The following is a 21,952-nucleotide window of genomic DNA, read 5'->3' on the forward strand; positions in this document are numbered from 1 at the left end:
GCCCGCTTCAGCCACTGGCGCAAATGCTATGCCAACGTACACTTAGCATACGGCAGTGCATGTGCATGATTGGCACATGACTTGCCTCTATTTGGGTTCCTTCCTTTCTCGCATTCGTGCGAAGGTTATGAACCTGTTCGCATATCCTACATACCAGGCGTTTGCCGACATGATGCTGCCGATGCGGCACGGCGCGGCGCTGGTCAATCATTCGCTCGACGCCTGGCCCGCGTTCGGCGAAACGCCGCACGGGCGCTCGGTACGCGCGGCCTGCGATCTTTTGACACTCGCCGGGCTCACGCCCGTTAGACCGCCGTTCGGCATCGAAAGTGTTGTGACGGAAGGCAAACCGGTCGCGATCGTCGAGGAAGTCGTCGCGCACACGCCGTTCTGTTCGCTGTTGCATTTCCGTAAGGACACCACGCTTTCGACTCTGCAGCCGCGTGTGCTGGTGATCGCGCCGATGTCCGGCCACTTCGCGACGCTGCTGCGCGGCACCGTGCACACGATGCTGGCCGAACACGACGTCTACGTCACCGATTGGCACAACCCGCGCGACGTGCCGCTCAGCCAGGGCCGCTTCGGTTTCGACGAATTCGTGCGACACGTGATCGACTTCACCGAAACGATCGGGCAAGGCGCGCATCTGCTGGCGGTCTGTCAGCCGACGGTCGCCGCGCTCGCCGCCGTCGCGCTGATGGCCGCCGACGATCACCCCGCGCAGCCCGCCAGCATGACGCTGATGGCCGGCCCGATCGACACGCGCATCAATCCGACGCGCGTCAACGAACTGGCGAAGAGCAAGCCGATCGAATGGTTCGAGCAGAACCTGATCAGCGCGGTGCCGTTCGGTTTTGCGGGCGCGCACCGGCGCGTGTATCCGGGCTTCGTGCAGCTCACGGCGTTCATGTCGATGAATCTCGGCCGCCATCTCGACTCGTTCGAGACCATGTATTACGAGCGTGCCAAAGGCGATCCGGCCAAGGCCGACACGATTCGCACCTTCTATGAAGAATACTTCGCGACGATGGATCTGACCGCCGACTTCTATCTGGAAACCGTGGATACGGTCTTTCAGCGGCACGCGCTGCCGTTGCATGAACTCGCAGTCGATGGGCGCAAAGTCGAGCCGTCGAAGATCAGGCGCACCGCGCTTCTGACCGTGGAAGGCGAAAAAGACGATATCTGCGCGGTGGGACAGACGCTCGCCGCGCAGGATATGTGCGACAAGTTACGGCCGTATCTGAAAACGCATCACGTGCAAACCGGCGTGGGGCACTATGGCGTGTTCAATGGGCATCGATGGGAGCGGCAGATTTATCCGCGCGTGCGCGCCGTCATTTACGACAACGAGCCTCGTGCCGTGATGGTCAGCTCGCGAGCACGCACGATCCGGCCGGTGCCCGCGGCTGCCGCCGCAGAGATCACCCCGGCGGCGCCGGCTGTCACCGCAGTGGTGGATGCCGACGTGGACGCCGAGGTCACTGCCACGCCGAATGGCGCTGGTGTCGGCTCGTCCCCCTCCAAACCGCAGCCGGCCGCACGGTCGCCGCGACGGCGCCCGCCTGCGGCGCAATGAGCTGATGCTTCGGGTGGCCGCGTTGTCGCGTGCAAGCGCCGCTGCTGCTGCGGCGGCGCTGTTCAGGCGGTGACGCTCTTCCACGGCGTTACCGCCGGAACGTCGCATGGACCGTCGACTTCGATCGATTTGAAGTCGGCCGGCGAAACGATCTCCAGGTACTCCATATCTTCAGAGTAGTCGAACAGATAATGGACGATGCCCGGCGCCTGATGCACGCAATCGCCGGCGGCGACGAGTGTTTCCTTGTCGCCGTACATGAAGCGCGCCCAGCCCTTCAGCATGATCACAATGTGGAAATCGGCTTCATGACGGTGCCAGCCGGTGCCTTGCTCTGGTGCGTGATTCGCCTTGACGAGTTGCGCGAGCACCTTGCCGCCGGTTGCCTGCGCAATGCCTAAATCGCGATAGAGAAAAAAATCGCGTAAGCCCTGATCCACATAGGGCGTGTCTTGCGGACGGACATGCGAGAACTGCGTAGCGAATTCGGTAGACATGATCGCGCTCCTGGGGAATGAGCCGGTACTTGAAAACGACGCATTGGAGTGTCGGTTGCAAGCATCAAGCGGGCCAGTTTCCTGACGTGGGCTTTCCGCGAAGGCGATGTGGCTGATGCCGCGCCGCCGTGAGCGACGCGGTTTAAACATTTGATGCCTGGTTCGACGATTATGCGCTCGGGCGGAACATCTGGAACATCTCACCGATTTCCGCGTAGTCGGCACGGTAGCCGGCACGCATGATCGGCTGCGCGGCATGCGTGTCGAACAAACCGTTCTTCAGATAGGCTTCGTTGATGTGCACGCCGACCACCTGGCCGAGCGACAGATAGTTGTCCATCGGTTTACCGTCGAGCGTATGCAGACGCACCACTTGCAGCAGCTTGCACTCGAGCGCGGCCGGCGATTCCGCGACATGCGGCACGTTGACGTTGCGCCCCGGAGCCGGCGTGAGACCGGCGAGTTCAAATTCGTCGACGTGAGGTGCGACCGGCGCCGATGAGCGGTTCATCTGCTCGGCGAGCGGTTTGCTCGAGAGATTCCATACGAACTCGCCGGTGGCTTCGATGTTGGCGACGCTATCCTTACGGCCCTCGCTGCAAAAACCGATGATCGGCGGAAACGAAGCGAACGCGCCGAAGAAGCTGTACGGCGCGAGATTCAGTGTGCCTTCGGTGTCGCGTGACGAAATCCAGCCGATCAGCCGCGGCGCGACGATTGCCTTGAATGGGTCATGCGGGAGACCGTGGCCGGCGGCGGGATCGTAGAAGTAGTGGGACATGATTGATGCGGTTTGGCGTTGTGGGGCGGGAAAGCCGGTTATACCGCAGTCGCGTGGGTGCTGCTTAAAGGCTAGGCGAGCGGCCACGTTGTGAGTTACCCGCTCCCGCCGTACTTCATCCTCGGCCGATCACCCGCTTGCGCCCGTCCTTCACCTGCGCGAGATGCGCATCGTCCCAGTCATAAAAGCCTGCGCCGCTGCGCACGCCGACGCGTCCCGCGTCCACCTGCGCCCGCAGCAGATCGAGCACGTCTTCATCTTTGGCGAGCTCCGGCATCAGATGAGGCGAGATATCGAGGAACGTATCGAGGCCACCGAGATCCGCACCTTCGATGAAAGCGTTCAAGCATAGCGCAGCGCGCCTATTTCCCACGCCGAACGCGGCAAAGCCGGTCTTCCGCGAGGAACGACCGGCTTTGCGGGACTTCACACCGCGTCATGCGGCGCCGTCATGCGCGCATCAATAACGCGGGGGCGGGGGCGGCGGGCGATGGTCGTCGCGGTCGTGGTGACGTGGATCGCGGTCGTGCGGATGATGGCGCATCCACTCGTCATGCTCCCAGTAGCGATGGCCGTCGTAGTAACGATCGCCATGCCAGCCGATACTGATCGACACGCCCGCCGGCGTCATGTGCGGCTGACCGTAAGCCGCGGGTCCCGGACCGGTCTCGACGACCACCCGCTCCTGGGCGAAGGCGCTGCCGGCAGCGAGCAAAGCGCTACCCGCCAGCAAGGTTGCGAGAATCGAGCGAGATGTCTTGTTCAAGGTTTTCATAGTGATCTCCCATGCAAAGTTTTGTATCAAGCCGGCGCCTGTGTTCGATCACCCTCGGACTGCAATTTCGGGTTCGGACCAGACGCCGTACGCTTGAGACGAACTTTAGCGGCGCAAACCGCGTGAAGACGTGAGCACTTGTAAGCGCACATTTCATACACGGGGCGCGATGAACAGCCAGCTTTTTTGCATTCGCGGCCCGTCTGCAGCGCCATGCCCGATGGATTGGCGGCGTGGCCGCCGCGATGCCACGTCAGGCGCCGTTACAGTCATTTCGGCGGGGAAATATTTGGACCGGTCAGGTATTCGGCGAGCACCCGGCGCACAAACAAAAGCCACCGCACGCGTTTCGCGGGCGGTGGCTTCAATGAGGCGAGGCGCACTCGACGTGCGCGGCCATGCGCGGGTGATCCGCGCTCAGGCCATACGACCTGGCTGTTTAGTCGGTCAGCTTGATGCCGAACAACGTAGCCTGCGCCTGGCGCACGCGCTGCGCTTCGCGGCTACGCGCTTCGTACGAGTAGTCCGAATCCAGCGGCAGATGGGGCGACGCAAAGAGGTCGCTGACCTTTTGGAACAGTGCAAAAATGAAGCTCATGGCGACTCCCGGTTGATTACTGCGATTAGCTAGGGTTTTCCCTTAAAAATAATTATAGGGTTTTCCCTAGGCAAAAGCTAGTGCAATGCAGCAATTTTTCGGGTGTGGTGCGTTGTTTCAGGCTTTGCGGCCATGGTGCGTTGCACCATTACAACGACCCCGTTTCTTTCATTTTCAGGGTCAAAACTGGCCGCCTTATTGGAGCGTGCTGGACTGGGGTTTCCTGATTCGCGCCGGCTTCGCGCTCGCCATGTCTTTGCGCGGGTTGACCACGGCGGCGTCGACGGCGCCGGTCGCCGCGCTCTCCGCCTGTACCAGCGTCGCACTATTGACGGAGACGATCAGGCCCGGCAGGGTTCGCGCGGAATTGTCCTGCGGCTTGACGGACGTTCCCGACGCCGAAAACTCGACGCTCAGCGCCCAGTGCCCCTCATGAATGCGCTGATCGCGTAGCAGCGCGCAGATCAGTTCTTCGATGGAATATTTGTGCTCGCTAGTCGGCATGGTGGCTCCCGTCAGAAGTCGCGCTGGCGTATCCGGTCCGGCTTCGCAACAGCAACGAGAGTGTAAAACGCGGTATTTGACTTGCGAGACGCTGGCCGCATGCGGCGCCTTACGGCGCCTATCCGGCAGAACAACATGGGAAGCGGAGAAGCCCCCGGCCAGGCAGGCGGCGAAGCGAGCCGCCGCAGCCGGCTGACGCCCGCGGCGGTCACTGAAGATCAGTTCGAATTGACTGCTTTCGGCTTGTGCGCGTGCTGAACTCGTGCGCTGCGTTTGCCGTGCGAAGGACCGGCGGCTTGCTGAACTGCAGCCGGCGAAGACGCGGCAGCGGCCGGAGCAGCGGCATGGGCTACCGCCGCGTTGGCCATCGCCATGTGGGTGTCGAGCAGGCTGGCCATGGCGGCCTGCTGGTTCTGCATCATCTGTTCGATACGATGCTGCTGGGCCGTGGTTTCACGCGTCAGACGCATCAGCAGGACCGTCTGCGTGATACCGATCGCAACCGTGGCCAGCAACGCGCCGACCACGATCGACAGCATCCATTTCATGCGGCGTGAATGGTCCGTCGCAGCGCGGCGTTGGTCGGCGATCACGCCATACAGTGCATCGACGGTATCGGCGAAGGCCGTGGCGCGCGCGCGGTCGAGTTCAGGCGCGGCGCGCAATACCGCCGCAGCCGCTTCGCCGCGTTGGGCTTCCCTGAATTGCGCGCCAAACGCAACATTCGCCGGCGCCGGCGCAGGGCGCGCCGGCTGGCCGCCGGACTTCGGCTCGGCGACCGCAGGGCCGGTTTCAGGCGAAGCGCGCTCCGGTGCGGCTTCCGTTGCGGCTGCGGCGGTTTCGGCTGCGGCAATTTCGGCTGCGGCGGTTTCGGCTGCGGCGGTTTCGGCTGCGGCAGTTTCGGCTACGGCGGCTTCGCGCGAAGCCGTCGTCGCCTTGGCGAAAGTCGTCGCAAAGCGCTGCGGCGGCACGGGCGGCTTGCCGCCGGCCACCGTCGATGAAGCAATTTCCGCCGACGCCCCCGGCTCGCCCGCTTGACGCAAGGCGGTCACGCTGCGCGCCACGGTCGCCGCCGCCATCGCAGGCGTGAGCGGCGTTGCCGCCGGCTTTTCTTCGACGGCGGCAGCGCCTGCCGGCTTCGCCTCGGCAAAAGCCAACTCGCCCATCGGCGATGCCGCCGCGGCCTCGTGCTGCATCCCCAATCCGCTCAACTGCGCGCTGACCGGCGCCGCTTCATCGGACTTCGCGACGCGGGGCGCACGGCGCGCCGCCTTCGCATCGGTGTGCGTGTCCACGGCATCGAACGCACCGACCGCCGCCAGCACCACGTCGGGCAATTCAAAGCCATGCAGCGTGCCTTGCCGCACGTCGATATTCATTGCTTCGAGCGTGGCGCGGGTGGGATCGTCAGGGAACAGGTCGAGCGTGCTGTCGTCGCGCGAGGCATCGCTGAGTTGCGCGAGACGTTGCGCCGAGCGCGCGGCGCGCGCCAGCTTGTTTTCGGTTTCGGTCGAGACGGTGGCCTGACGCTGCTTCTTCGAAGCGGCGCGCGAAGGCCGGGACTGCGTGGATGCTGCGGAATCTGCCATAGAGAAAAAAGCGGTCGTCGCCGAAAAGCGGGCGCCGGGCACCGCTCGTCAATACCATTGGAATTTTTCGAGACCGCATTGTCGCATGGCCGCCCGCCCCTGCCGAAGCCATTCGCCGACGATTTCCCGATTTTTAGATGGCGTCTCGTCTAGCAGGAACTGCTTGACGCCGGGCAGTTGACGCAAGCGCTCGCCTCCTTACCCGTAATCATCTGAAGCGGATTGCGCAGCTGCGCCGACGTGCCAGCGGCAACCGTTTGCTTTATGCTTGGCCGCACGCCGAACGGCCTGAACCTCTGGGCGCTTCGGATTACCGCGTTTGACGAACTGAACTATGCAAAGCATGAACCCTTCCGCCGCTTCGACGATCGCCCTTGCTGCCACGCTGCGCGATCACTTCACTCGCGTGGTGCTGCCGCTGTGGCGCGGGCCGGGTTTCAACACTGAGTTGAAGCTGCCGTACGAAGCGGTCAGCGCCGAGGATCATCTGCCGCTGCCTGCTGCGCGCTACCGTGCAATGGCGTGCGCGCGGCAATTGTTCGTGTTCTCGCAAGCCGGCGATGCGGCGCATGCACAGGTGCTGTTCGAGGCGCTGGTGCACACGTTTCAGGACCCGCGCCACGGCGGCTGGTTCTACAGCGTGGATGCGCAAGGCGCGCCGCTCGACACCACCAAAGACCTGTACACCCACGCATTCGTCGTGTTCGCGTGCGCGGAATATGGCTGCCGTTCCGGCAACCGCGACGCGCTGGAAATCGTGCATCGCACGTCGGCGTTGATTCAGTCGCACTTTGCCGCCGACAGCGATCTTTTCAACGCCGCGCTCGACGCCGACTTCTCCGCCGTGACCGGCACGCCGATCCAGAATCCGCTGATGCATCTGACGGAGGCCTGGCTAGCCGCCCGCGAAGCGACTCGCGATTCCACTTTCGACGCCGCGTTGAGCCGCCTGGCCGGCGCCGTCGCGCGTCATTTCGTGCACGCGCCGACCGGCTGCGTCGCCGAATTGCCGCTGGACGCCGACGACAACCGTCTGGAGCCGGGTCATCAGTTCGAATGGTTCTGGCTGGTGAAACGGGCGGGCGCGCTGTTCGAGGGCTCGGGTCTCGACGAGGCGCTGACGCGCGCGTTCAGCTTCGCGCAGCAGTACGGGGTGGACAAAGACACCGGCGGTGTGTGTGCGTCGCTCGACGAAACCGGCCGGATCAAGGACGCTACCCAGCGGATCTGGGCGCAAACCGAATATTTGCGCGCGCTGGCGAGCCATGACGATCCGGCTGCGCTAGCGGTCCTGCCGGGCCAGATCGAACGTTTCCGGCAGCGCTTTCTGCGTCCGCAAGGCTGGTTCGAATGCAAAACGCCGGCGGACGTTGTGGCGCGGGCGGACATGCCGTCGACCACGCCCTACCACCTCGCGACCGCCTATGAGGCGCTGCCGGGCTGAGCTGACCTGCACGCCGCCACTGAGCCGGACGGCGCCGATCTGGCCGACCGGCCGGTGGCGATCAGTATTCCTCGCGCTGCCAGGGTCCCCAATCGGCGTCGGCTGTTTTAAATCGCGTGTAGGTTGCGCTTTTTCCGGTGGGGGTGTCCGACGCGTCGCCGTGCGGCTTCCGGTCGGTGGTGTGAAGGGCGAAAGCCTGGTGACCTTCGGTGTCGACGGTAATTCGGCCGACCGGATCCAAGGCGCCCTCTTGAGGTGATTTAGACTCCAATATCGCGAGATAGGGGGTCAAACGACTCCAGAACGACGTAAGTTCTTCTTGCAGATAATGTGTCAATGGTTTTCCTGGAAGTGTAATACAGCCAGTTTACCCTACCGGCGGCGGCATCCTTTCAAAATGCCCCGGAGGTCTCAAAATAGGCCATCGGGGGAATACCCGAATACGGGTTGATTGGCGTCCATCATAAAGACGTGATACAACTCGTACTTCGCGCTCCGATCTCGTGTTGAGAAATAGCGGTCGCGAATGCAACACACAACATTTACTGGATTAAAAATGGCAACAGGTACTGTGAAGTGGTTTAACGATGCAAAGGGCTTTGGCTTCATCACGCCGGACGACGGCGGCGAAGACCTGTTCGCGCACTTTTCGGAAGTTCAAGGTAGCGGCTTCAAGTCGCTGCAAGAAAACCAGAAGGTGACGTTCGAAGTTAAGCAAGGCCCGAAGGGCAAGCAGGCTGCGAACATCCAGCCGGCCTAAGTACCCTTGGGTACGCTCTGGCACCTTTAGGCGCTTGCGTCTAAAAAGCAAAATGGCCCGCTCGCGCGGGCCATTTTCATTTGCAAACGCCCTTTTTCGAGGCGTTCGCACGATTTAAATCGCCCGCGCGTCCGACAACGAAAACGCCGCTGCGTGGCCGCGAATTTCATCAAAGTGTTGCGTGCGCAACACAGCCTCCGAAATTTCGAACACGGAAACGGCCTGCTTCAACTGCTGCGTCTGTTGATGCAGCGAAGCCGCCGCTGCCGCCGCCTCTTCGACGAGCGCCGCATTCTGCTGCGTCATCTCGTCCATCTGCACCACCGCCTGATTGACCTGCTCGATGCCCGTGCTCTGTTCGAGCGACGACGCGCTGATCTCCGCCATCATCTGCGTGACGCGTGAAATCGACGCCGACACGTTGCTCATCGCCTCGCCGGCATGCTCGACCAGCATCGACCCGCCCTGAATCCCGGCGACCGATTCGTTGATCAAGGTCTTGATTTCCTTGGCCGATTGCGCGCTGCGCTGGGCCAGACCCCGCACTTCGCCCGCCACCACCGCGAAGCCTCGGCCCTGCTCGCCCGCGCGTGCCGCTTCGACGGCCGCGTTCAACGCGAGGATATTGGTCTGGAACGCGATGCCGTCGATCACCGAAATGATCTCGGCGATCTTGTCCGAGCTCTGCGCGATGCCGCGCATCTTGTCGACCACTTCGTTGACCACTTCGCTGCCGCGCGCAGTCGCGTCGAGCGCGGTCCCGGCGAGCGCGTTGGCTTCGCGGGCGTGCTCGGCGTTCTGGCGCACGGTGGCGGTCAGCTCCTCCATGCTCGACGCGGTCTCCTCGAGCGAGGCCGCCTGGTTTTCCGTGCGCGCGGACAGGTCGGCGTTGCCGGTGGCGATTTCGTCGGCGCCGAGGTGGATCGAGTCGGCGGATTCGCGCACGGTCTGCACGGTGCGCGCGACGCTCGCCTGCATTTTCGCGAGGCCGGAGAACAGACGGCCGATTTCGTTGGTGCCGCGCGCCGCGATCGGCTGATCGAGACGGCCGAGCGCGATACGGTCGAAATGCCGGCCGGCTTCTTCGAGCGGCGCCACCACGCCACGCCGCAACGCCATGTGAACCGCAAACGTGCCCACCACCAGCAACAGCAGAATAGCGATGCTGACGCCGCGGAACATCGTCATACGGGCATCGATCGAATCGAGCGACGCACGGCTCGCGGCGTCGCCGAACTGCACGAAGTGGTGCGACTCGGCAAGGTAGGCGTCCTGGAACGACTGGGTGGGCTGGTCGAGAAACGCCTGAATATTGTTCGAGTCGAGGAACTGCACCAGTTCCGCGAGCGCGTCGTGCAGCTTTTTATAGCGATCAGCCATCGCCGTGGCGCGGGCGCTGTTTTCGTCGCTGGTCTTCGGCGCGTTCATGAAAACGGCGAATGACTGATCGGCGGCCATCAGCTGTTCACGGGCGTGCTGCACGATGTCGGCCGGCTCGCCGCCGCCGCGCACCATCCGCGTACCGGCGCGCGACAGGTTGATACGGGCATCCATCAGATGCTGCGTCGTTTCATTGACCGCATCGACCTGCTTCAGCGCGATGTTCGACAGATCGCCCACGTCATCATGGGTGCGAGTGAGCGACCAGAATCCCAGGCCTACCGTCACAAGCTGGAACACGCAGAACGCGGCCAGGACACATAGCAGGCCGGATGCGACCTTGATCTTGCTGAACATCATGAATACCTGAATGGCGAAGAATGGCAGGAGCTACGTTCGGGTTAACGGCATCGCCAGACTTTGCTTGAGCCCAATTTCACCAAAGATCGCCTTACGCCCCCTTTTCATCGGCCAACTTCGGGATTGCAGTTGTTTTGTACAACAATACATTGCGGATTTTTCCGAATCACCTTGACGCGGTGTGCACACGCTTCCTAGAGTGGGTAAGGACTACACAACGCACGCCTGTGCGAATGCCACTGCGGGCCATGCCCGAAGGAATCAAGATGACCGACCTCCTCGACCGGGCGCGCGGCGCATTGCATGCCCAGCCGTTCAGCATGCTGCTTGGCGCCGAGCTGATGCACACGGGCACCAGCGAACTGACGCTGTCTCTGCCGATCCGCGACGAACTGCGGCAGCAGCACGGCTTCGTGCATGGCGGCGTCATCAGCTATCTCGTCGACAATGCGCTCACGTTCGCCGGCGCGTTGTCGCTGGGACCGAAGGTCGTGACGGGCGAGTACAAGATCAACTATCTGCGGCCGGCGATCAACGGCACGCTGATCGCGCGCGCCAAAGTCGTCTACGCGGGTCAAACTCAGGCGACCTGCCAGTGCAACGTCTACGTGATGGAAGGCAACCGCGAGAAGCTCGTTGCGGTGGCACAAGGCACGATCAATCGCATCAGCGACAGCGGCGAGCACGAACTGCCGGGTTGAACGGACCGCTAGCAGTGACCGCGCGCCGCCGTAAAGGCGCTTGTTCACGTTTTGTCATTTAGCTAATATACGAAACGTTATCGACTCCGCGTACGCCCAACCCAATGACGGACGACCTCACGCGCATCAACGCGCTTGCCAATGCCAGCCGGCTTGCCGTCATGCGCTGGCTGAAGGAGCCGACGCGGCATTTCCCCTATCAGGACCACGCGGACATCGAAACGGTCGGCGTGTGCTGCACCTTCATCACCGACAAGCTCGGCATCGCGCCTGCCACCACCACGCGCCACATGCGCATCCTCGCCGACGCGGGCTTGGTGCGCGCACAGCGAATCGGCAAATTCACCTACTACAAGCGGATCGACGCCGAACTGCAGAAGCTCGGCCGCGACCTCGCCAATCTCTAGACCTGCCGGCCCCAAGACCTCAAGGACTCTCATGGACGAACTCGCTCTTGTCGCCGATGCGGACCGGCGCGCCCACGTTTACCTCGCGGCCATCGGCAAGCGCCGGGTGTTTCCGGACGCCGCCGCGCTGGCGCAACTCGCTGCGTTCGACGAAGCCTTCCCGCAACACGGCCACCCGCCCGCCGACGTACTGCGTTTGCTCGACGAAAGCGGGTCGCCCGGCACAGTGGCGTCGAACGATCCGCGTTACTACGGCTTCGTGATCGGCGCCGTCTTGCCGGCGGCGGCAGCCGCCGAGCGTTTGATGGGCGCGTGGGACCAATGCGCGTCGACCTTCGACAACTCGCCGGTGGCCGCCACCATCGAGAAGATCGCGACGCGCTGGGTGCTCGACGCCCTCGATCTGCCGCGCGAAGCGGCGATCGGCTTCGGCACCAGCGCAACCGCCTGCACGCTGGTTTGCATCGCGGTGGCGCGGCGCGCGTTGCTGGACCGCCAGGGCTGGGATTTCGACAACGACGGCTTGAATGGCGCGCCCGCCGTGCGCGTCGTGATCTCCGACATGGCGCATATCACGGTGAAAAAGGCGCTGCGTGTGCTCGGCTTCGGCATGAAGCATGTGATCGTCGCGCCCGTCGATGCGCATGGCCGCATCGACCCCGACCAGTTGCCGCCGCTCGACGACATGACGATCTTCTGCGTGCAGGCGGGCGAGGTGAACACCGGCGAGTTCGACCCGTTCGCCACGCTGATTCCGCGTGCGAAGGCTGCGGGCGCGTGGGTCCATGTCGACGGCGCGTTCGGCTTGTGGGCGCGAGCGTCGTCGAAGCGGGCGCTGACGGACGGCATCGAAGGCGCGGATAGCTGGACCACCGACGGCCACAAGTGGCTCAACACGCCCTACGACGGCGCGATGGCGATCTGCCGCGACGCGGGCGCAATGTCGGCGGCGATGAACAGCGACGCGGCGTATTTGAGCGCGGCGCACGATGCGCAGAAGAATCTGAACCTCGAATTCTCGCGCCGGCCGCGAGGCATTCCGATCTGGGCGGCGTTGCGTTCTTTAGGGCGAAGCGGCGTAAAGGACATGGTCGATCGCCATTGCGCGCAGGCTTCGCGCATCGCCGAAGGTTTGCGTGCCGCGGGTTTCGAGGTGTTGAATCGCGTCGTGTTGAATCAGGTGCTCGCGCGGGCCGCAACCGACGAGCAAACCGTCGCGGTCCGCGAGGCGGCGCAGGCTTCGGGTGAAACGTGGTTCGGCGCGACGGTCTGGCAAGGCAGGCCGGCGTTCCGTATCAGCGTGTCGTCATGGCGCACCGAAGATCGGCACGTCGATCAGCTGGTCGCGTTGCTTGCGCGGCTGCTCGAGGCCCAGCGCGCATAAACCCACCTGAACGCCCATCTGAACGCTCGCGCCGAGGCTCATAAAAAAGCCGTTCCCGCATCGAGCAGGAACGGCCTTTTCCATCATCAGCACCTTTCGACTACACCCGCCGCTCACTCCGCGGCATAAGTCTTCTGCGTCTGCTCGCCGAGGCCTTCAATACCCAGACGTATGGTCTGCCCCGGCTTCAGGTATACCGGATTCGGTTTCACGCCCATGCCGACGCCCGGCGGCGTGCCGGTGGAAATCACGTCGCCCGGTTGCAGGCTCATGCACTGCGACACATACGACACCAGCTTCGCGACGCCGAACACCATCGTCTTCGTGTTGCCGTTCTGATAGCGATGGCCGTCCACTTCGAGCCACAAGCTCAGGTTCTGCGGATCCGCGACCTCGTCGCGCGTGACCATCCACGGACCGATCGGGCCGAATGTGTCAAAGCCCTTGCCCTTGTCCCACGTGCCGCCGCGCTCGATCTGCCATTCGCGTTCCGACACGTCGTTGATCACGCAGTAACCGGCGACGTAATCCAGCGCGTTGGCTTCGTCGACGTATTTCGCCGGCTTGCCGATCACCACGCCGAGTTCGACCTCCCAGTCGGTCTTCTTCGAGCCACGCGGAATTTCCACGTCGTCGTTCGGGCCGCTGATCGCGCTCGTCCACTTGTTGAAAATCACCGGCTCGGCCGGCACCGGCAGATTCGATTCCGCCGCATGATCCGCGTAGTTCAGCCCGATGCAAATGAATTTGCCGATCTTGCCGACGCACGGACCGATCCGCGGATTGCCTTCGACCAGCGGCAGCGATGCCGGATCGACCGCGCGCAGTTTGGCGAGGCCTTCGTCGGTCAGCGCGGCGCCGTCGATATCGGCGACCACTTTCGACAGATCGCGAAGCTTGCCTTGCGCGTCGAGCAAGCCCGGCTTTTCCTGACCTTTCGGCCCATAACGAAGCAGTTTCATCCTGACACTTCCCTTTTCAGTGGTATTCCGTGTGCATCAGTTCGACCAGCCGCCGTCGATCACATGCGCGTGACCGGTGGTAAACGACGATTCGTCGGACGCAAGATACAGCGCCAGCGCGGCGATCTCTTCGGGTTTGCCGACGCGGCCCATCGGCTGGCGCGCGACAAAGGCCGCCTGCACGACCTCGCGCGTCACGCCCTGCGCCTGAGCCTGCTCGGCGATACGCTCTTCGAGCGACGGCGAAGCCACCGTGCCCGGGCAAATCGCGTTACAGCGTACACCACGCGTAATGAAGTCCGCAGCAACCGACTTGGTCAGCCCGATCACCGCGGCTTTCGACGCGCTATACGCGAAGCGGTTCGGCACACCCTTCACGCTCGACGCCGCCGACGACATATTGATGATCGAGCCGCCGCCGTGCTCCAGCATCGCCGGCAGGAACGCGCGGATCGTGCGGTACATGGCCTTCACATTCAGGTCGAACGCGAAGTCCCAATCTTCTTCGGTGCATTCGAGAATCGTGCCGGCGTGGACGAAGCCCGCGCAATTGAACAGCACGTCGATCGCGCCGAATTCGGCCGCCAGCGCCTTGATGGCCGCGTCGTCGCGCACGTCGAGCTTGCGCGCTTCGACCGGCTTGCCGGCAAGCCCGTCGATACGGATATCGGTGGCGATCACGCGCGCGCCTTCGCGTGCGAACAGCTCCGCGGTCGCGAGGCCGATGCCTTGTCCCGCCGCGGTGATCAGGGCCGTCTTGCCGGCCAGTCTTTGTGTCATCTACGACTCCAGTTGAATGGAATGGGCTTCTCTTGTCTCGTCCTGGCTTCGTACCTTCAAAGCCGGTAAAACGCGGCGGCATTGCCGCCGAAAACCGCCTCGCGCTCGTTGTCGCTCAAGGACGCGAGCAAGGTGTTCGCCACCGAGTGCCACAGCAGATAGTCGCCGTTCAGATCGAGCACCGGCCAGTCGCTGCCCCACATCAAACGCGCCGGACCGAACGACGCCAGCAGATGCTCGACATACGGCTGCAAGGTTTCTTCGGTCCAGCCGGGCGCGGCCTCCGTGACGAGCCCCGACAGCTTGCAATGCACGTGCGGCAGCCTGGCGAGCCGCGTGATCGCATCGGCCCATGTTTGCCAATCCGCGCGGCCGTAACGGATCGGCGGCTTCGCACCATGATCGACGACGATGCGCAGCGCCGGAAAACGCGTCGCGAACGTTTCGACGTGCTCCACGTGACGCGCGTAAATCAGCGCGTCGAACGCGAGGTCGTGCGCAATCAGCGCTTCGATCGCGGGCGCGAGCTCGGGGTTGGCGATCCACGTATCGTCCGGAATATCCTGCAACATCGGCCGCACGCCTTTGAACTTCGGCTCGTGCGCGAAGGCGTCGATCACATCCGGCGCAGTTGGCAGCAGCAAGGGCACCCAACCCACCACGCCTGCAATCGACGGCTCATCGCGAGCCATGTCCAGCAAGTAACGCGTTTCATCGATGGTCGGCGCCGCCTGCACCACCACCGTACGCTCGATGCCGGCTCGTTCGCGCAACGGCGCGAGATCGGCGGGACCAAACGGCCGGTACAGGATTTTCAGTTCCGGCGTGAGCCATTCATAGTCGCCTCGAGCCGGGTCCCAATAGTGCTGGTGGGCGTCGATATGCATCGTCGGTCAATCCTCCGGTGCGGGCGCGCGGCTGTCCAGCAAGCCGTTGTCGCGCAACGCGGACCACAATTCCGCGGGGATCGGCTGCTCGAACGACGCCACGTTCTCGCGCAATTCATCGGCACTGCGCGCGCCGGTCAACACGGTGGCGACCGCCGGATGCGCATACGGAAACTGCAAGGCGGCGGCGGCAAGCGGCACGCCATGCTCGCGGCACACCGTCTCCAGCCGCGCGACGCGCTCGATCACTTCGCGCGGCGCGTCGCCATAGTTGAATTTCAGATCGCCCTCGACACCGCGCGCCAGAATGCCCGAATTGAACGCGCCGCCTAACAGGATGCTGACGCCGCGTTTTTCGCATGCCGGCAACAGGTCGTCGAGGGTGGTCTGTTCGAGCAGCGTATAACGGCCCGCCAGCAACGCGCAATCGATATCGAATTCGGCCATCGCGTCGAGAATCGCCGCGCCTTCGTTGACGCCCAGGCCGACCGCCTTGACCGCGCCCGACGCACGCAACTCGTCGAGCGCGCGAAAGCCGCCGCCTTCGGTCAGTTGCCGCCAGTAATACGGATTCTTGTCGCCGTGCGTGACGCGGCCGATATCGTGTACCAGCAGAATATCGATATCGACAATGCCGAGGCGCTGCTGGCTGTCTTCGAACGAACGCAGAATGCCGTCGTGCGTGTAGTCGTAGATCGCCTGGAACGGCAGCGGGTCTTGCCAGCCCTCGCTGCCGTCGTAGGGCGTGGTGCGCGGCACGAAGCGGCGCCCGACTTTCGTGGAGAGCACGTATTCGCTGCGCGGATAGCGGCGCAACGCGTCGCCCAGACGATGCTCGGCTTTCGTGTGGCCGTAATGCGGCGCGGTATCGAAGTAACGCACGCCGGCGGCCCACGCCGCAGCGATGGTCGCGTGTGCTTCTTCGTCGGACAGATCGCGGTAAAGGCCGCCCAAAGGCGCCGTACCGAGCCCCAATCCGCTGACTTGCAGCGCGCGGCGGCCGATGCCGCGCCGTTGCCCGATCTTCGAACCGACCGTTGCCGTCATTGACCGCGTCTCCTGTGATTAAACGTGTTTTAGCACGCGCGAACGATGTTTGCCCGGCGCACGCAAATCGGCACTCAAATCGGCACTCAGAGCGGTGCGATCGCGAGCACCCGTTGCGGCTTCGCAGCACTCGACGGCAGGCACGCCGGCCCGACCGGCTCGAAAGTCTTGTAAGTGAGGATGAATTCCTGATGCCCGAGCGTCTCCGATTTCGACGCCTCGCCCGACGCGATGGCCACGGTATGATCGAACACCTCGCGGCCGACTTCGTCGAGCGTGCCGCGGCCTTCGAGGATCCGCCCTGCGTCGACGTCCATATCGCCAGCGAGATTGCGATACGTCGAGGGGTTCGCGCAGACCTTGATGACCGGCGAAATCGCCGAGCCGACCACCGAGCCGCGTCCGGTGGTGAACAGAATCACATGCGCGCCGCAAGCGATCAGTTCGCCGATTTCCGCGTTGTCGCTAATGTTCGGAAAGCCGAAGCGCGGTTCGCCATCCGGCACGACATCGAGCAGATAGAGGCCGCCGGACGGCGGAATATCGCCGGGTTTGATGATGCCGACAATCGGCGACGCGCCGCTCTTCGCATACGCGCCCAGAGATTTCTCTTCCTGCGTGGTGAGGCCGCCGTCCGCGTTGCCGACCGCAAAACTGCCGTGCCCGAGAATCGAGTAATAGCGCGCCGCCTTTGCGACACACGCGACGATTTCGTCGCCGAGGTCGGGCCGCGCCGCACGCGTTTTCATATGAAATTCGCAGCCCACCAGCTCGCCGGTTTCTTCGAAGATGCAGGCGGAGCCCGCGCCGATCAGATGATCGAACGCGCGGCCCACGGCCGGATTCGCGGTGATGCCGCTGGTGCCGTCCGAACCGCCGCAGATCGTGCCGATCACCAGTTCGCTCAGCGCCATCGGCACTTTCCGTTGCGCGGCGAGTTGCTTGCGCGCGCCGCGAATCCAGTCGACGCCATATTGAATCGTGCTGCGCGTGCCGCCCTTTTCCTGGATCGTCAGTACTTCGACGGGACGGCCGCTTGCGCGCACCACGTCCACCAGATAGTGCTTGTTCATGCTTTCGCAACCGAGCGATACGAACAGCACTGCGCCCACATTCGGATGCGTGGTGAGGCGCTCCAGCATCTTTTCCGCGTAACCGTTTGGATAGCAGCCGGGAAAGCCGATCAGATGCACCGGCACCGGCGGTTCACGCTCGGCCGATGGATCGTCGAATGCGTCGAGCGGCTCGCGAAACCGCGTGACGATCTCGCGCGCGACGTGATGCGCGCACTCGACCAGATACGCGACCGCGACCACGTTGCGGATGCCTTTGCGGCCGTCGCTGCGCAGGTAGCCTTGCAGCGTCGGCGGGGTGATTTGAGGTGCCATGGAAATGTCGGTCATGATCGTTCCAGCGTGGCGCCAGGCCACTTCATTGTGCGCAAGTCAGTGATGGATGAACTCGTGTCCCGCGTCGTGCGTATAGGTGGGCAGGTAATCGCTTTCGAGGTTGTGCGTATGCAGATGCGCGCCGCGCGCGACCGCTTCGGTCACGTGGCCGATCACCGCGCCGTAACGCAGCACCTTGTCGTCTTTCGCGAGTTCCTGGCGTGCCACTTTATGGCCGAGCTCGATGGTCTTGGTGAGCGTCACGTATTCGCCTTCGATCTGCATTTGCGTGCCCGCTTCCAGGCGCGCCGCCGCGATCAGGCAGTTATCGGCCGGGCTCAGCAGAATCAGGCGGACATCGGTATCCAATGGACGGCTCAAGATAGGTCTCCGTGTTGTACGCGCATTAGTTCTGGCCTTCGCCGCTGGCGAGGCGCGCGACCATCAGCGAGCCGAGGATGATGGCGCCGTAGATCGCCTGAATCCAGAACGACGGCACCTGCGCGAGCGTCAGCAGGTTCTGCACGACGCCGAGCAGCAGCACGCCGGAGAGCGCGCCGAGCATCGTGCCCTTGCCGCCGTCGAGCGAAATGCCGCCGATCACCGCCGCCGCGAACACCGTGAAAATCATTCCGTTGCCCTGATTCGCGTTGATCGCGCCGACATAGCCGGTCACGATCAAACCGCCGACCGACGCGAGCACGCTGCCGAGCACGAAGACGCCCCACGTGATGCGCTCGACGCGAATCCCCGCGGCACGCGCCGCTTCCGGATTGCCGCCGATCGCGTACAACGCGCGGCCCAGACGGTGATAGCGCAACACGAACGCGGCGATCGCGAACGCCGCCGCCGCGAGCCACACGGACAACGGCAAGCCGAGCACGATGGTGGTCGCAAGCGAGAAGAACGACGGCGGCATATCGAACAGCGTGCCGCCTTTGGTCGCGCCGACCAGCATGCCGCGCAACACGATCAGCATGGCCAGCGTGACGATGAATGCATTCAGCCGCAAACGCACCACCAAAAATCCGTTGATGAACCCGATCACCGCGCCGACCGCCACGATGGCGAGCAAGCCCATCGCCGCCGGCCATTGCAGACCGAAGCCCGCGGACGCCGCCGGCATCACCAGCATCGCGCCGACCGCGGGCGCGATCCCCACCGTCGATTCGAGCGACAAATCGAACTTGCCGGTCAGCACGATCAGCGATTCGGCGAGCACCACAAGCGCCAATGCCGCCGACGCGCCCAGCACGCTGATCAGATTTGCCCGCGTCAGAAAGCTCGGGCTGACAAATGCGCCGATCACGATCAGCAATGCGAGTGCGGGCAACAACGCTAAATCGCGCAGGCGGGCGAATTCGATCCGCGCGCGTTTGCCGCGCGTGGTCGCCATGGCCGCCATGGCCGGCTGCGCTTGAGCTTGCGTCGTACCGAATGCAGGGCTGGGCACACTATTCTTCATGGAGACTGACTCCTTCAACGGATGCGATCAGATCGTGGTCCTGCCAACCGGCGGGAAATTCGGCCGCGATACGCCCGCGGAACATGACCAGCACGCGGTCACAGGTGCGCAGATCGTCGAGTTCGCCGGACACCACCAGCACGGCCTTGCCCTCTTCGCGCACGCGGTCCACGACTGACAGCAGCGCTTCTTTCGATTTCACGTCGACGCCGGCGGTCGGGTCGATCAGCACCAGCACGTTGGGATCGGTGGCGAGCGCGCGGGCCATCACGACTTTCTGCTGATTGCCGCCCGAGAGCCCTGAGACGACATGCTCGGGGCCTTGCGCGACGATGCCGAGCGCGTCGATCATCTGCTGGCCGAAGGCGTTTTTCTTCGCCGGCGGTGCGATGCCGAATTTGCCGAGCAGGTGCGCGATCGTCATCGAAGCGTTTTCGGCGACCGATTGCGTCAGCACCAGGCCTTCGTGGTGGCGATCCTTCGGCACGCAGCCGATGCCGTGCGCCAATGCCGCAGGTACGTCGCCGCGCGGCAGCGTGGCGCCGACGACGCGAATCTCGCCGCGTTTCGCCGCGCGCAAACCGGCGATCGCTTCGGCGACGCTAGTGCGGCCGCTGCTCGTCGCGCCGGTCAGGCCGACCACTTCGCCGCGCTTGACCGTGAACGACACGTCTTCGTAATCGGAGCCGGCCAGCGCTTCGACTTCCAACGCGACGGCCGTATCCGCAGGCAACGCCTCGCGCGCCGCCGCATCGGCGACGGCGAGGCCGCCGCGCTCGCCCGTCATCGCTTCGATCAACTGCTCGCGCGGCAACGCGGAAACCGGCGCGCTGACGATATGCCGCGCGTCGCGCAGCACCGTCACGGCCTGGCAAATCTCATAGACCTCCTGCAGGTGATGAGAAATGAACAGGAACGTCACGCCCTCGCGCTGCAACTCGCTGATGCGGCGGAACAGGCGCTTGATTTCGTCGCCGTCGAGTTGCGCGGTCGGTTCGTCGAGGATGATGAAACGCGCACCGTACGACAGCGCCCGCGCGATTTCGACCAGTTGGCGCGCTTCCACCGTCAGGTCGCCGGCGCGCGCATCCTCGCGCACGTCGATCTTCCAGTGGTCGAGCAATGCGCGGGCGTCGCGGCGCATCGCGGACCAATCGATCACGCCGTGCCGCGACGGTTGCCGGTTGATGAACAGATTCTCCGCGACGGTGAGATCGCGAATGATGGTCGAGTGCTGATAGACGCACGCAACGCGTTCGCGCCACGCATCGCGGTCCGCGATCGACGGCGCAGCCGCGCCGCTGAAACGCACCTCGCCCGTGTCGGGCTTGCGCAGGCCGGTGAGGATCGACACCAGCGTCGATTTGCCCGCACCGTTGCGCCCGACGAGCGCGTGAGACTCGCCGGGCATCACGCGGATGCTCACGTCTTTCAGCGCGGCCGTGGAGCCGAAGCGTTTGGTGATCTCCAACGCTTCGACGACCGGCACGGATGGCGTGAGTTCGCTCATTTAACCGTGTTTCCCCACAACGCCTTGTCGTCGACATTCGACTTGGTCACGAGCGGCGCGGGCAGCTGGTCTTCGAGAACGCCCGGCGCCAACTGGATGATATTGCTGCCGTGATCGGTCGGGCCCGGTTTGAAGGTTTGTCCGGCGAGCGCCGCCTTGATATAGAACAGGCCGTACTTTGCATACGAATCGGCGGGCTGCGAAACGGTGGCGTCGATATCGCCGCGGCGGATCGCATCGAACTCCTGCGGAATGCCGTCGTTGCTGACGATCACGACGTGTTTCGCGTCGCCGGCGGGAAACAGCATCTGTTTGCGGCGCAGCGTTTGCAGCGTCGGCGACAGATAGACGCCGCCCGCCTGCATGTAAATGCCCTTCACGTCCTGATTCGCTGTCAGCAGACTATCGAGCGCAGTGGCCGCCACGTCGCCCTTCCAGTTCGCCGGAATTTCCAGCAGCGACAAACCCGGATAGCCCTTCAGACACGCGCGGAACGCTTCAGACCGGTCGCGCCCGTTCACCGACGCCAGATCGCCCATGATCTGCACGACTTTGCCGGATTTCACATGCTCGCCGATGTATTTGCACGCCTTCTCGCCATACGCGCGATTGTCGGCGCGCACCACCATCGCGACTTTGCCTTGCGTCGGCGCGACGTCGACCGCGACGACGGGCACGTTCCTGGTCGCCGCGCCTTCCAAAGCGCGGCTGATTGCCGCCGAATCCAGCGGGCCGACCACGATGCCCTTGGCGCCGAGATTCAGCAGGTTGTTCATGTCGGTGATCTGCTGGACCGGATCGCCGTTCGAATTGACCGGCGCGAGGATGTCGATGCCCAAATCCTTCGCGTACTTGGGCAGATAGCTGTTGTATGACTGCCAGAACGGCGACGTGAGGAGCGGCAGATCGAGGCCGATCTTGCCGGCCTCGGCGGCTTGCGCGGCGCTGCTGATGACGAGACCGGCGGCACAAGCTCCCGCCGCTGCGGCAAATGAAGGACTCCGGAACCAACGGCGAGCCGCGAACGGTCTCTTTACGAACGACATGGTTGTGTCTCCTGTGTCGGTCCGGAGTTAGCGCTTTAGCGCTTATGTCGATCCGGAGTTAGTGCTTCAGCACTTACTCCGGTCCCACGCAGCGCGCTCCGGCCCCAT

General features: G+C 63.7%; 24 protein-coding genes and 1 pseudogene. 6 read left to right on the forward strand and 19 right to left on the reverse strand.

Annotated elements, in window-relative coordinates; all coding sequences use genetic code 11:
• Positions 1-127: 127 nt before the first annotated feature.
• Positions 128-1,579, forward strand: a complete 1,452-nt coding sequence (locus tag AC07WT_RS38110; protein ID WP_492594252.1) for a polyhydroxyalkanoate depolymerase — start codon at positions 128-130, stop codon at positions 1,577-1,579.
• A gap of 62 nt (positions 1,580-1,641) precedes the next feature.
• On the opposite strand, the gene AC07WT_RS38115 is transcribed toward AC07WT_RS38110, so the two are convergent.
• The 8 genes and pseudogenes from AC07WT_RS38115 to AC07WT_RS38150 form a co-directional block, all read right to left on the reverse strand.
• Positions 1,642-2,076, reverse strand: a complete 435-nt coding sequence (locus AC07WT_RS38115; RefSeq protein WP_494950942.1) for a cupin domain-containing protein — start codon at positions 2,074-2,076, stop codon at positions 1,642-1,644.
• Positions 2,077-2,245: 169 nt separating this feature from the next.
• Entirely contained in the window at positions 2,246-2,857 is a 612-nt protein-coding gene (locus tag AC07WT_RS38120; RefSeq protein WP_492594250.1) for a flavin reductase family protein, read from the reverse strand.
• Positions 2,858-2,972: 115 nt separating this feature from the next.
• Positions 2,973-3,188, reverse strand: a pseudogene (locus AC07WT_RS38125) (3-hydroxyacyl-CoA dehydrogenase family protein); the annotation flags it as partial.
• Positions 3,189-3,317: 129 nt separating this feature from the next.
• Positions 3,318-3,632, reverse strand: a complete 315-nt coding sequence (locus AC07WT_RS38130) for a hypothetical protein (RefSeq protein WP_494950943.1) — start codon at positions 3,630-3,632, stop codon at positions 3,318-3,320.
• 439 nt (positions 3,633-4,071) lie between these two features.
• Complete coding sequence (locus AC07WT_RS38135; RefSeq protein WP_410837869.1) at positions 4,072-4,230, reverse strand: hypothetical protein; 159 nt, start codon at positions 4,228-4,230, stop codon at positions 4,072-4,074.
• A gap of 195 nt (positions 4,231-4,425) precedes the next feature.
• Positions 4,426-4,734 carry a hypothetical protein gene (locus AC07WT_RS38140; RefSeq protein ID WP_494950944.1) on the reverse strand — a complete coding sequence of 103 codons (309 nt, stop codon included), beginning with the start codon at positions 4,732-4,734 and terminating at the stop codon, positions 4,426-4,428.
• Positions 4,735-4,952: 218 nt separating this feature from the next.
• Positions 4,953-6,323, reverse strand: a complete 1,371-nt coding sequence (locus AC07WT_RS38145) for a hypothetical protein (RefSeq protein WP_494950945.1) — start codon at positions 6,321-6,323, stop codon at positions 4,953-4,955.
• A 48-nt stretch (positions 6,324-6,371) separates the two neighbouring features.
• A complete protein-coding gene (locus AC07WT_RS38150; protein WP_492594246.1) occupies positions 6,372-6,509 on the reverse strand; it encodes a hypothetical protein in 138 nt (45 codons plus the stop codon).
• Positions 6,510-6,657: 148 nt separating this feature from the next.
• On the opposite strand from AC07WT_RS38150, the gene AC07WT_RS38155 reads away from it, so the two are divergent.
• On the forward strand, positions 6,658-7,767 hold the full coding sequence (locus tag AC07WT_RS38155; protein ID WP_494950946.1) for an AGE family epimerase/isomerase: 1,110 nt from the start codon (positions 6,658-6,660) through the stop codon (positions 7,765-7,767).
• A gap of 61 nt (positions 7,768-7,828) precedes the next feature.
• Here AC07WT_RS38155 and AC07WT_RS38160 read toward each other — a convergent pair whose 3' ends face one another.
• A complete protein-coding gene (locus AC07WT_RS38160) occupies positions 7,829-8,104 on the reverse strand; it encodes a hypothetical protein (RefSeq protein ID WP_494950947.1) in 276 nt (91 codons plus the stop codon).
• Positions 8,105-8,323: 219 nt separating this feature from the next.
• On the opposite strand from AC07WT_RS38160, the gene AC07WT_RS38165 reads away from it, so the two are divergent.
• Entirely contained in the window at positions 8,324-8,527 is a 204-nt protein-coding gene (locus AC07WT_RS38165) for a cold-shock protein (protein WP_007178724.1), read from the forward strand.
• A 114-nt stretch (positions 8,528-8,641) separates the two neighbouring features.
• Here AC07WT_RS38165 and AC07WT_RS38170 read toward each other — a convergent pair whose 3' ends face one another.
• Positions 8,642-10,264, reverse strand: a complete 1,623-nt coding sequence (locus AC07WT_RS38170) for a methyl-accepting chemotaxis protein (RefSeq protein WP_494951145.1) — start codon at positions 10,262-10,264, stop codon at positions 8,642-8,644.
• A gap of 269 nt (positions 10,265-10,533) precedes the next feature.
• On the opposite strand from AC07WT_RS38170, the gene AC07WT_RS38175 reads away from it, so the two are divergent.
• The 3 genes from AC07WT_RS38175 (at position 10,534) to AC07WT_RS38185 (ending at position 12,759) form a co-directional block, all read left to right on the forward strand.
• The gene (locus tag AC07WT_RS38175) at positions 10,534-10,968 is read left to right on the forward strand and encodes a PaaI family thioesterase (protein WP_492594242.1); all 435 of its coding nucleotides are present in this window, start codon (positions 10,534-10,536) and stop codon (positions 10,966-10,968) included.
• A gap of 104 nt (positions 10,969-11,072) precedes the next feature.
• Positions 11,073-11,375, forward strand: coding sequence for an ArsR/SmtB family transcription factor (locus tag AC07WT_RS38180; protein ID WP_492594241.1), 303 nt, complete (start codon positions 11,073-11,075; stop codon positions 11,373-11,375).
• A 31-nt stretch (positions 11,376-11,406) separates the two neighbouring features.
• Positions 11,407-12,759: a pyridoxal phosphate-dependent decarboxylase family protein gene (locus AC07WT_RS38185; protein ID WP_494950948.1), complete on the forward strand. Its 1,353-nt coding sequence runs from the start codon at positions 11,407-11,409 to the stop codon at positions 12,757-12,759.
• A 113-nt stretch (positions 12,760-12,872) separates the two neighbouring features.
• Here the strand turns inward: AC07WT_RS38185 and AC07WT_RS38190 are convergent, their stop codons facing one another.
• The 9 genes from AC07WT_RS38190 to AC07WT_RS38230 all read right to left on the reverse strand — a co-directional run bounded on the left by AC07WT_RS38190 (position 12,873) and on the right by AC07WT_RS38230 (position 21,844).
• The gene (locus tag AC07WT_RS38190) at positions 12,873-13,721 is read right to left on the reverse strand and encodes an ureidoglycolate lyase (protein ID WP_494950949.1); all 849 of its coding nucleotides are present in this window, start codon (positions 13,719-13,721) and stop codon (positions 12,873-12,875) included.
• 36 nt (positions 13,722-13,757) lie between these two features.
• Positions 13,758-14,501 (reverse strand): SDR family oxidoreductase, encoded by a 744-nt coding sequence (locus AC07WT_RS38195; protein WP_492594238.1) that lies wholly within the window; start codon positions 14,499-14,501, stop codon positions 13,758-13,760.
• Positions 14,502-14,557: 56 nt separating this feature from the next.
• Complete coding sequence (locus AC07WT_RS38200; protein WP_494950950.1) at positions 14,558-15,388, reverse strand: amidohydrolase family protein; 831 nt, start codon at positions 15,386-15,388, stop codon at positions 14,558-14,560.
• 6 nt (positions 15,389-15,394) lie between these two features.
• Positions 15,395-16,435: an aldo/keto reductase gene (locus AC07WT_RS38205; RefSeq protein ID WP_494950951.1), complete on the reverse strand. Its 1,041-nt coding sequence runs from the start codon at positions 16,433-16,435 to the stop codon at positions 15,395-15,397.
• An 86-nt stretch (positions 16,436-16,521) separates the two neighbouring features.
• Complete coding sequence (locus tag AC07WT_RS38210) at positions 16,522-17,838, reverse strand: UxaA family hydrolase (RefSeq protein ID WP_494950952.1); 1,317 nt, start codon at positions 17,836-17,838, stop codon at positions 16,522-16,524.
• 42 nt (positions 17,839-17,880) lie between these two features.
• On the reverse strand, positions 17,881-18,207 hold the full coding sequence (locus tag AC07WT_RS38215) for a UxaA family hydrolase (RefSeq protein ID WP_494951146.1): 327 nt from the start codon (positions 18,205-18,207) through the stop codon (positions 17,881-17,883).
• A 22-nt stretch (positions 18,208-18,229) separates the two neighbouring features.
• Complete coding sequence (locus tag AC07WT_RS38220; RefSeq protein ID WP_492594281.1) at positions 18,230-19,228, reverse strand: ABC transporter permease; 999 nt, start codon at positions 19,226-19,228, stop codon at positions 18,230-18,232.
• 49 nt (positions 19,229-19,277) lie between these two features.
• The gene (locus tag AC07WT_RS38225; RefSeq protein WP_494950953.1) at positions 19,278-20,798 is read right to left on the reverse strand and encodes a sugar ABC transporter ATP-binding protein; all 1,521 of its coding nucleotides are present in this window, start codon (positions 20,796-20,798) and stop codon (positions 19,278-19,280) included.
• Complete coding sequence (locus AC07WT_RS38230) at positions 20,795-21,844, reverse strand: sugar ABC transporter substrate-binding protein (protein ID WP_494950954.1); 1,050 nt, start codon at positions 21,842-21,844, stop codon at positions 20,795-20,797. The genes AC07WT_RS38225 and AC07WT_RS38230 overlap by 4 nt, the downstream gene beginning before the upstream one ends.
• Positions 21,845-21,952: the final 108 nt, after the last annotated feature.

Source organism: Paraburkholderia sp. GW821-FHT02A12 (assembly GCF_059422005.1).

Coding starts and splice junctions, on each gene's coding strand:
- AC07WT_RS38230 (WP_494950954.1), bottom strand. CDS start 21,844: ATGTCGTTCGTAAAGAGACCGTTCGCGGCTCGCCGTTGGTTCCGGAGT.
- AC07WT_RS38155 (WP_494950946.1), top strand. CDS start 6,658: ATGCAAAGCATGAACCCTTCCGCCGCTTCGACGATCGCCCTTGCTGCC.
- AC07WT_RS38200 (WP_494950950.1), bottom strand. CDS start 15,388: ATGCATATCGACGCCCACCAGCACTATTGGGACCCGGCTCGAGGCGAC.
- AC07WT_RS38120 (WP_492594250.1), bottom strand. CDS start 2,857: ATGTCCCACTACTTCTACGATCCCGCCGCCGGCCACGGTCTCCCGCAT.
- AC07WT_RS38225 (WP_494950953.1), bottom strand. CDS start 20,798: ATGAGCGAACTCACGCCATCCGTGCCGGTCGTCGAAGCGTTGGAGATC.
- AC07WT_RS38180 (WP_492594241.1), top strand. CDS start 11,073: ATGACGGACGACCTCACGCGCATCAACGCGCTTGCCAATGCCAGCCGG.
- AC07WT_RS38135 (WP_410837869.1), bottom strand. CDS start 4,230: ATGAGCTTCATTTTTGCACTGTTCCAAAAGGTCAGCGACCTCTTTGCG.
- AC07WT_RS38175 (WP_492594242.1), top strand. CDS start 10,534: ATGACCGACCTCCTCGACCGGGCGCGCGGCGCATTGCATGCCCAGCCG.
- AC07WT_RS38205 (WP_494950951.1), bottom strand. CDS start 16,435: ATGACGGCAACGGTCGGTTCGAAGATCGGGCAACGGCGCGGCATCGGC.
- AC07WT_RS38210 (WP_494950952.1), bottom strand. CDS start 17,838: ATGACCGACATTTCCATGGCACCTCAAATCACCCCGCCGACGCTGCAA.
- AC07WT_RS38145 (WP_494950945.1), bottom strand. CDS start 6,323: ATGGCAGATTCCGCAGCATCCACGCAGTCCCGGCCTTCGCGCGCCGCT.
- AC07WT_RS38165 (WP_007178724.1), top strand. CDS start 8,324: ATGGCAACAGGTACTGTGAAGTGGTTTAACGATGCAAAGGGCTTTGGC.
- AC07WT_RS38190 (WP_494950949.1), bottom strand. CDS start 13,721: ATGAAACTGCTTCGTTATGGGCCGAAAGGTCAGGAAAAGCCGGGCTTG.
- AC07WT_RS38140 (WP_494950944.1), bottom strand. CDS start 4,734: ATGCCGACTAGCGAGCACAAATATTCCATCGAAGAACTGATCTGCGCG.
- AC07WT_RS38170 (WP_494951145.1), bottom strand. CDS start 10,264: ATGTTCAGCAAGATCAAGGTCGCATCCGGCCTGCTATGTGTCCTGGCC.
- AC07WT_RS38195 (WP_492594238.1), bottom strand. CDS start 14,501: ATGACACAAAGACTGGCCGGCAAGACGGCCCTGATCACCGCGGCGGGA.
- AC07WT_RS38220 (WP_492594281.1), bottom strand. CDS start 19,228: ATGGCGGCCATGGCGACCACGCGCGGCAAACGCGCGCGGATCGAATTC.
- AC07WT_RS38110 (WP_492594252.1), top strand. CDS start 128: ATGAACCTGTTCGCATATCCTACATACCAGGCGTTTGCCGACATGATG.
- AC07WT_RS38185 (WP_494950948.1), top strand. CDS start 11,407: ATGGACGAACTCGCTCTTGTCGCCGATGCGGACCGGCGCGCCCACGTT.
- AC07WT_RS38130 (WP_494950943.1), bottom strand. CDS start 3,632: ATGAAAACCTTGAACAAGACATCTCGCTCGATTCTCGCAACCTTGCTG.
- AC07WT_RS38115 (WP_494950942.1), bottom strand. CDS start 2,076: ATGTCTACCGAATTCGCTACGCAGTTCTCGCATGTCCGTCCGCAAGAC.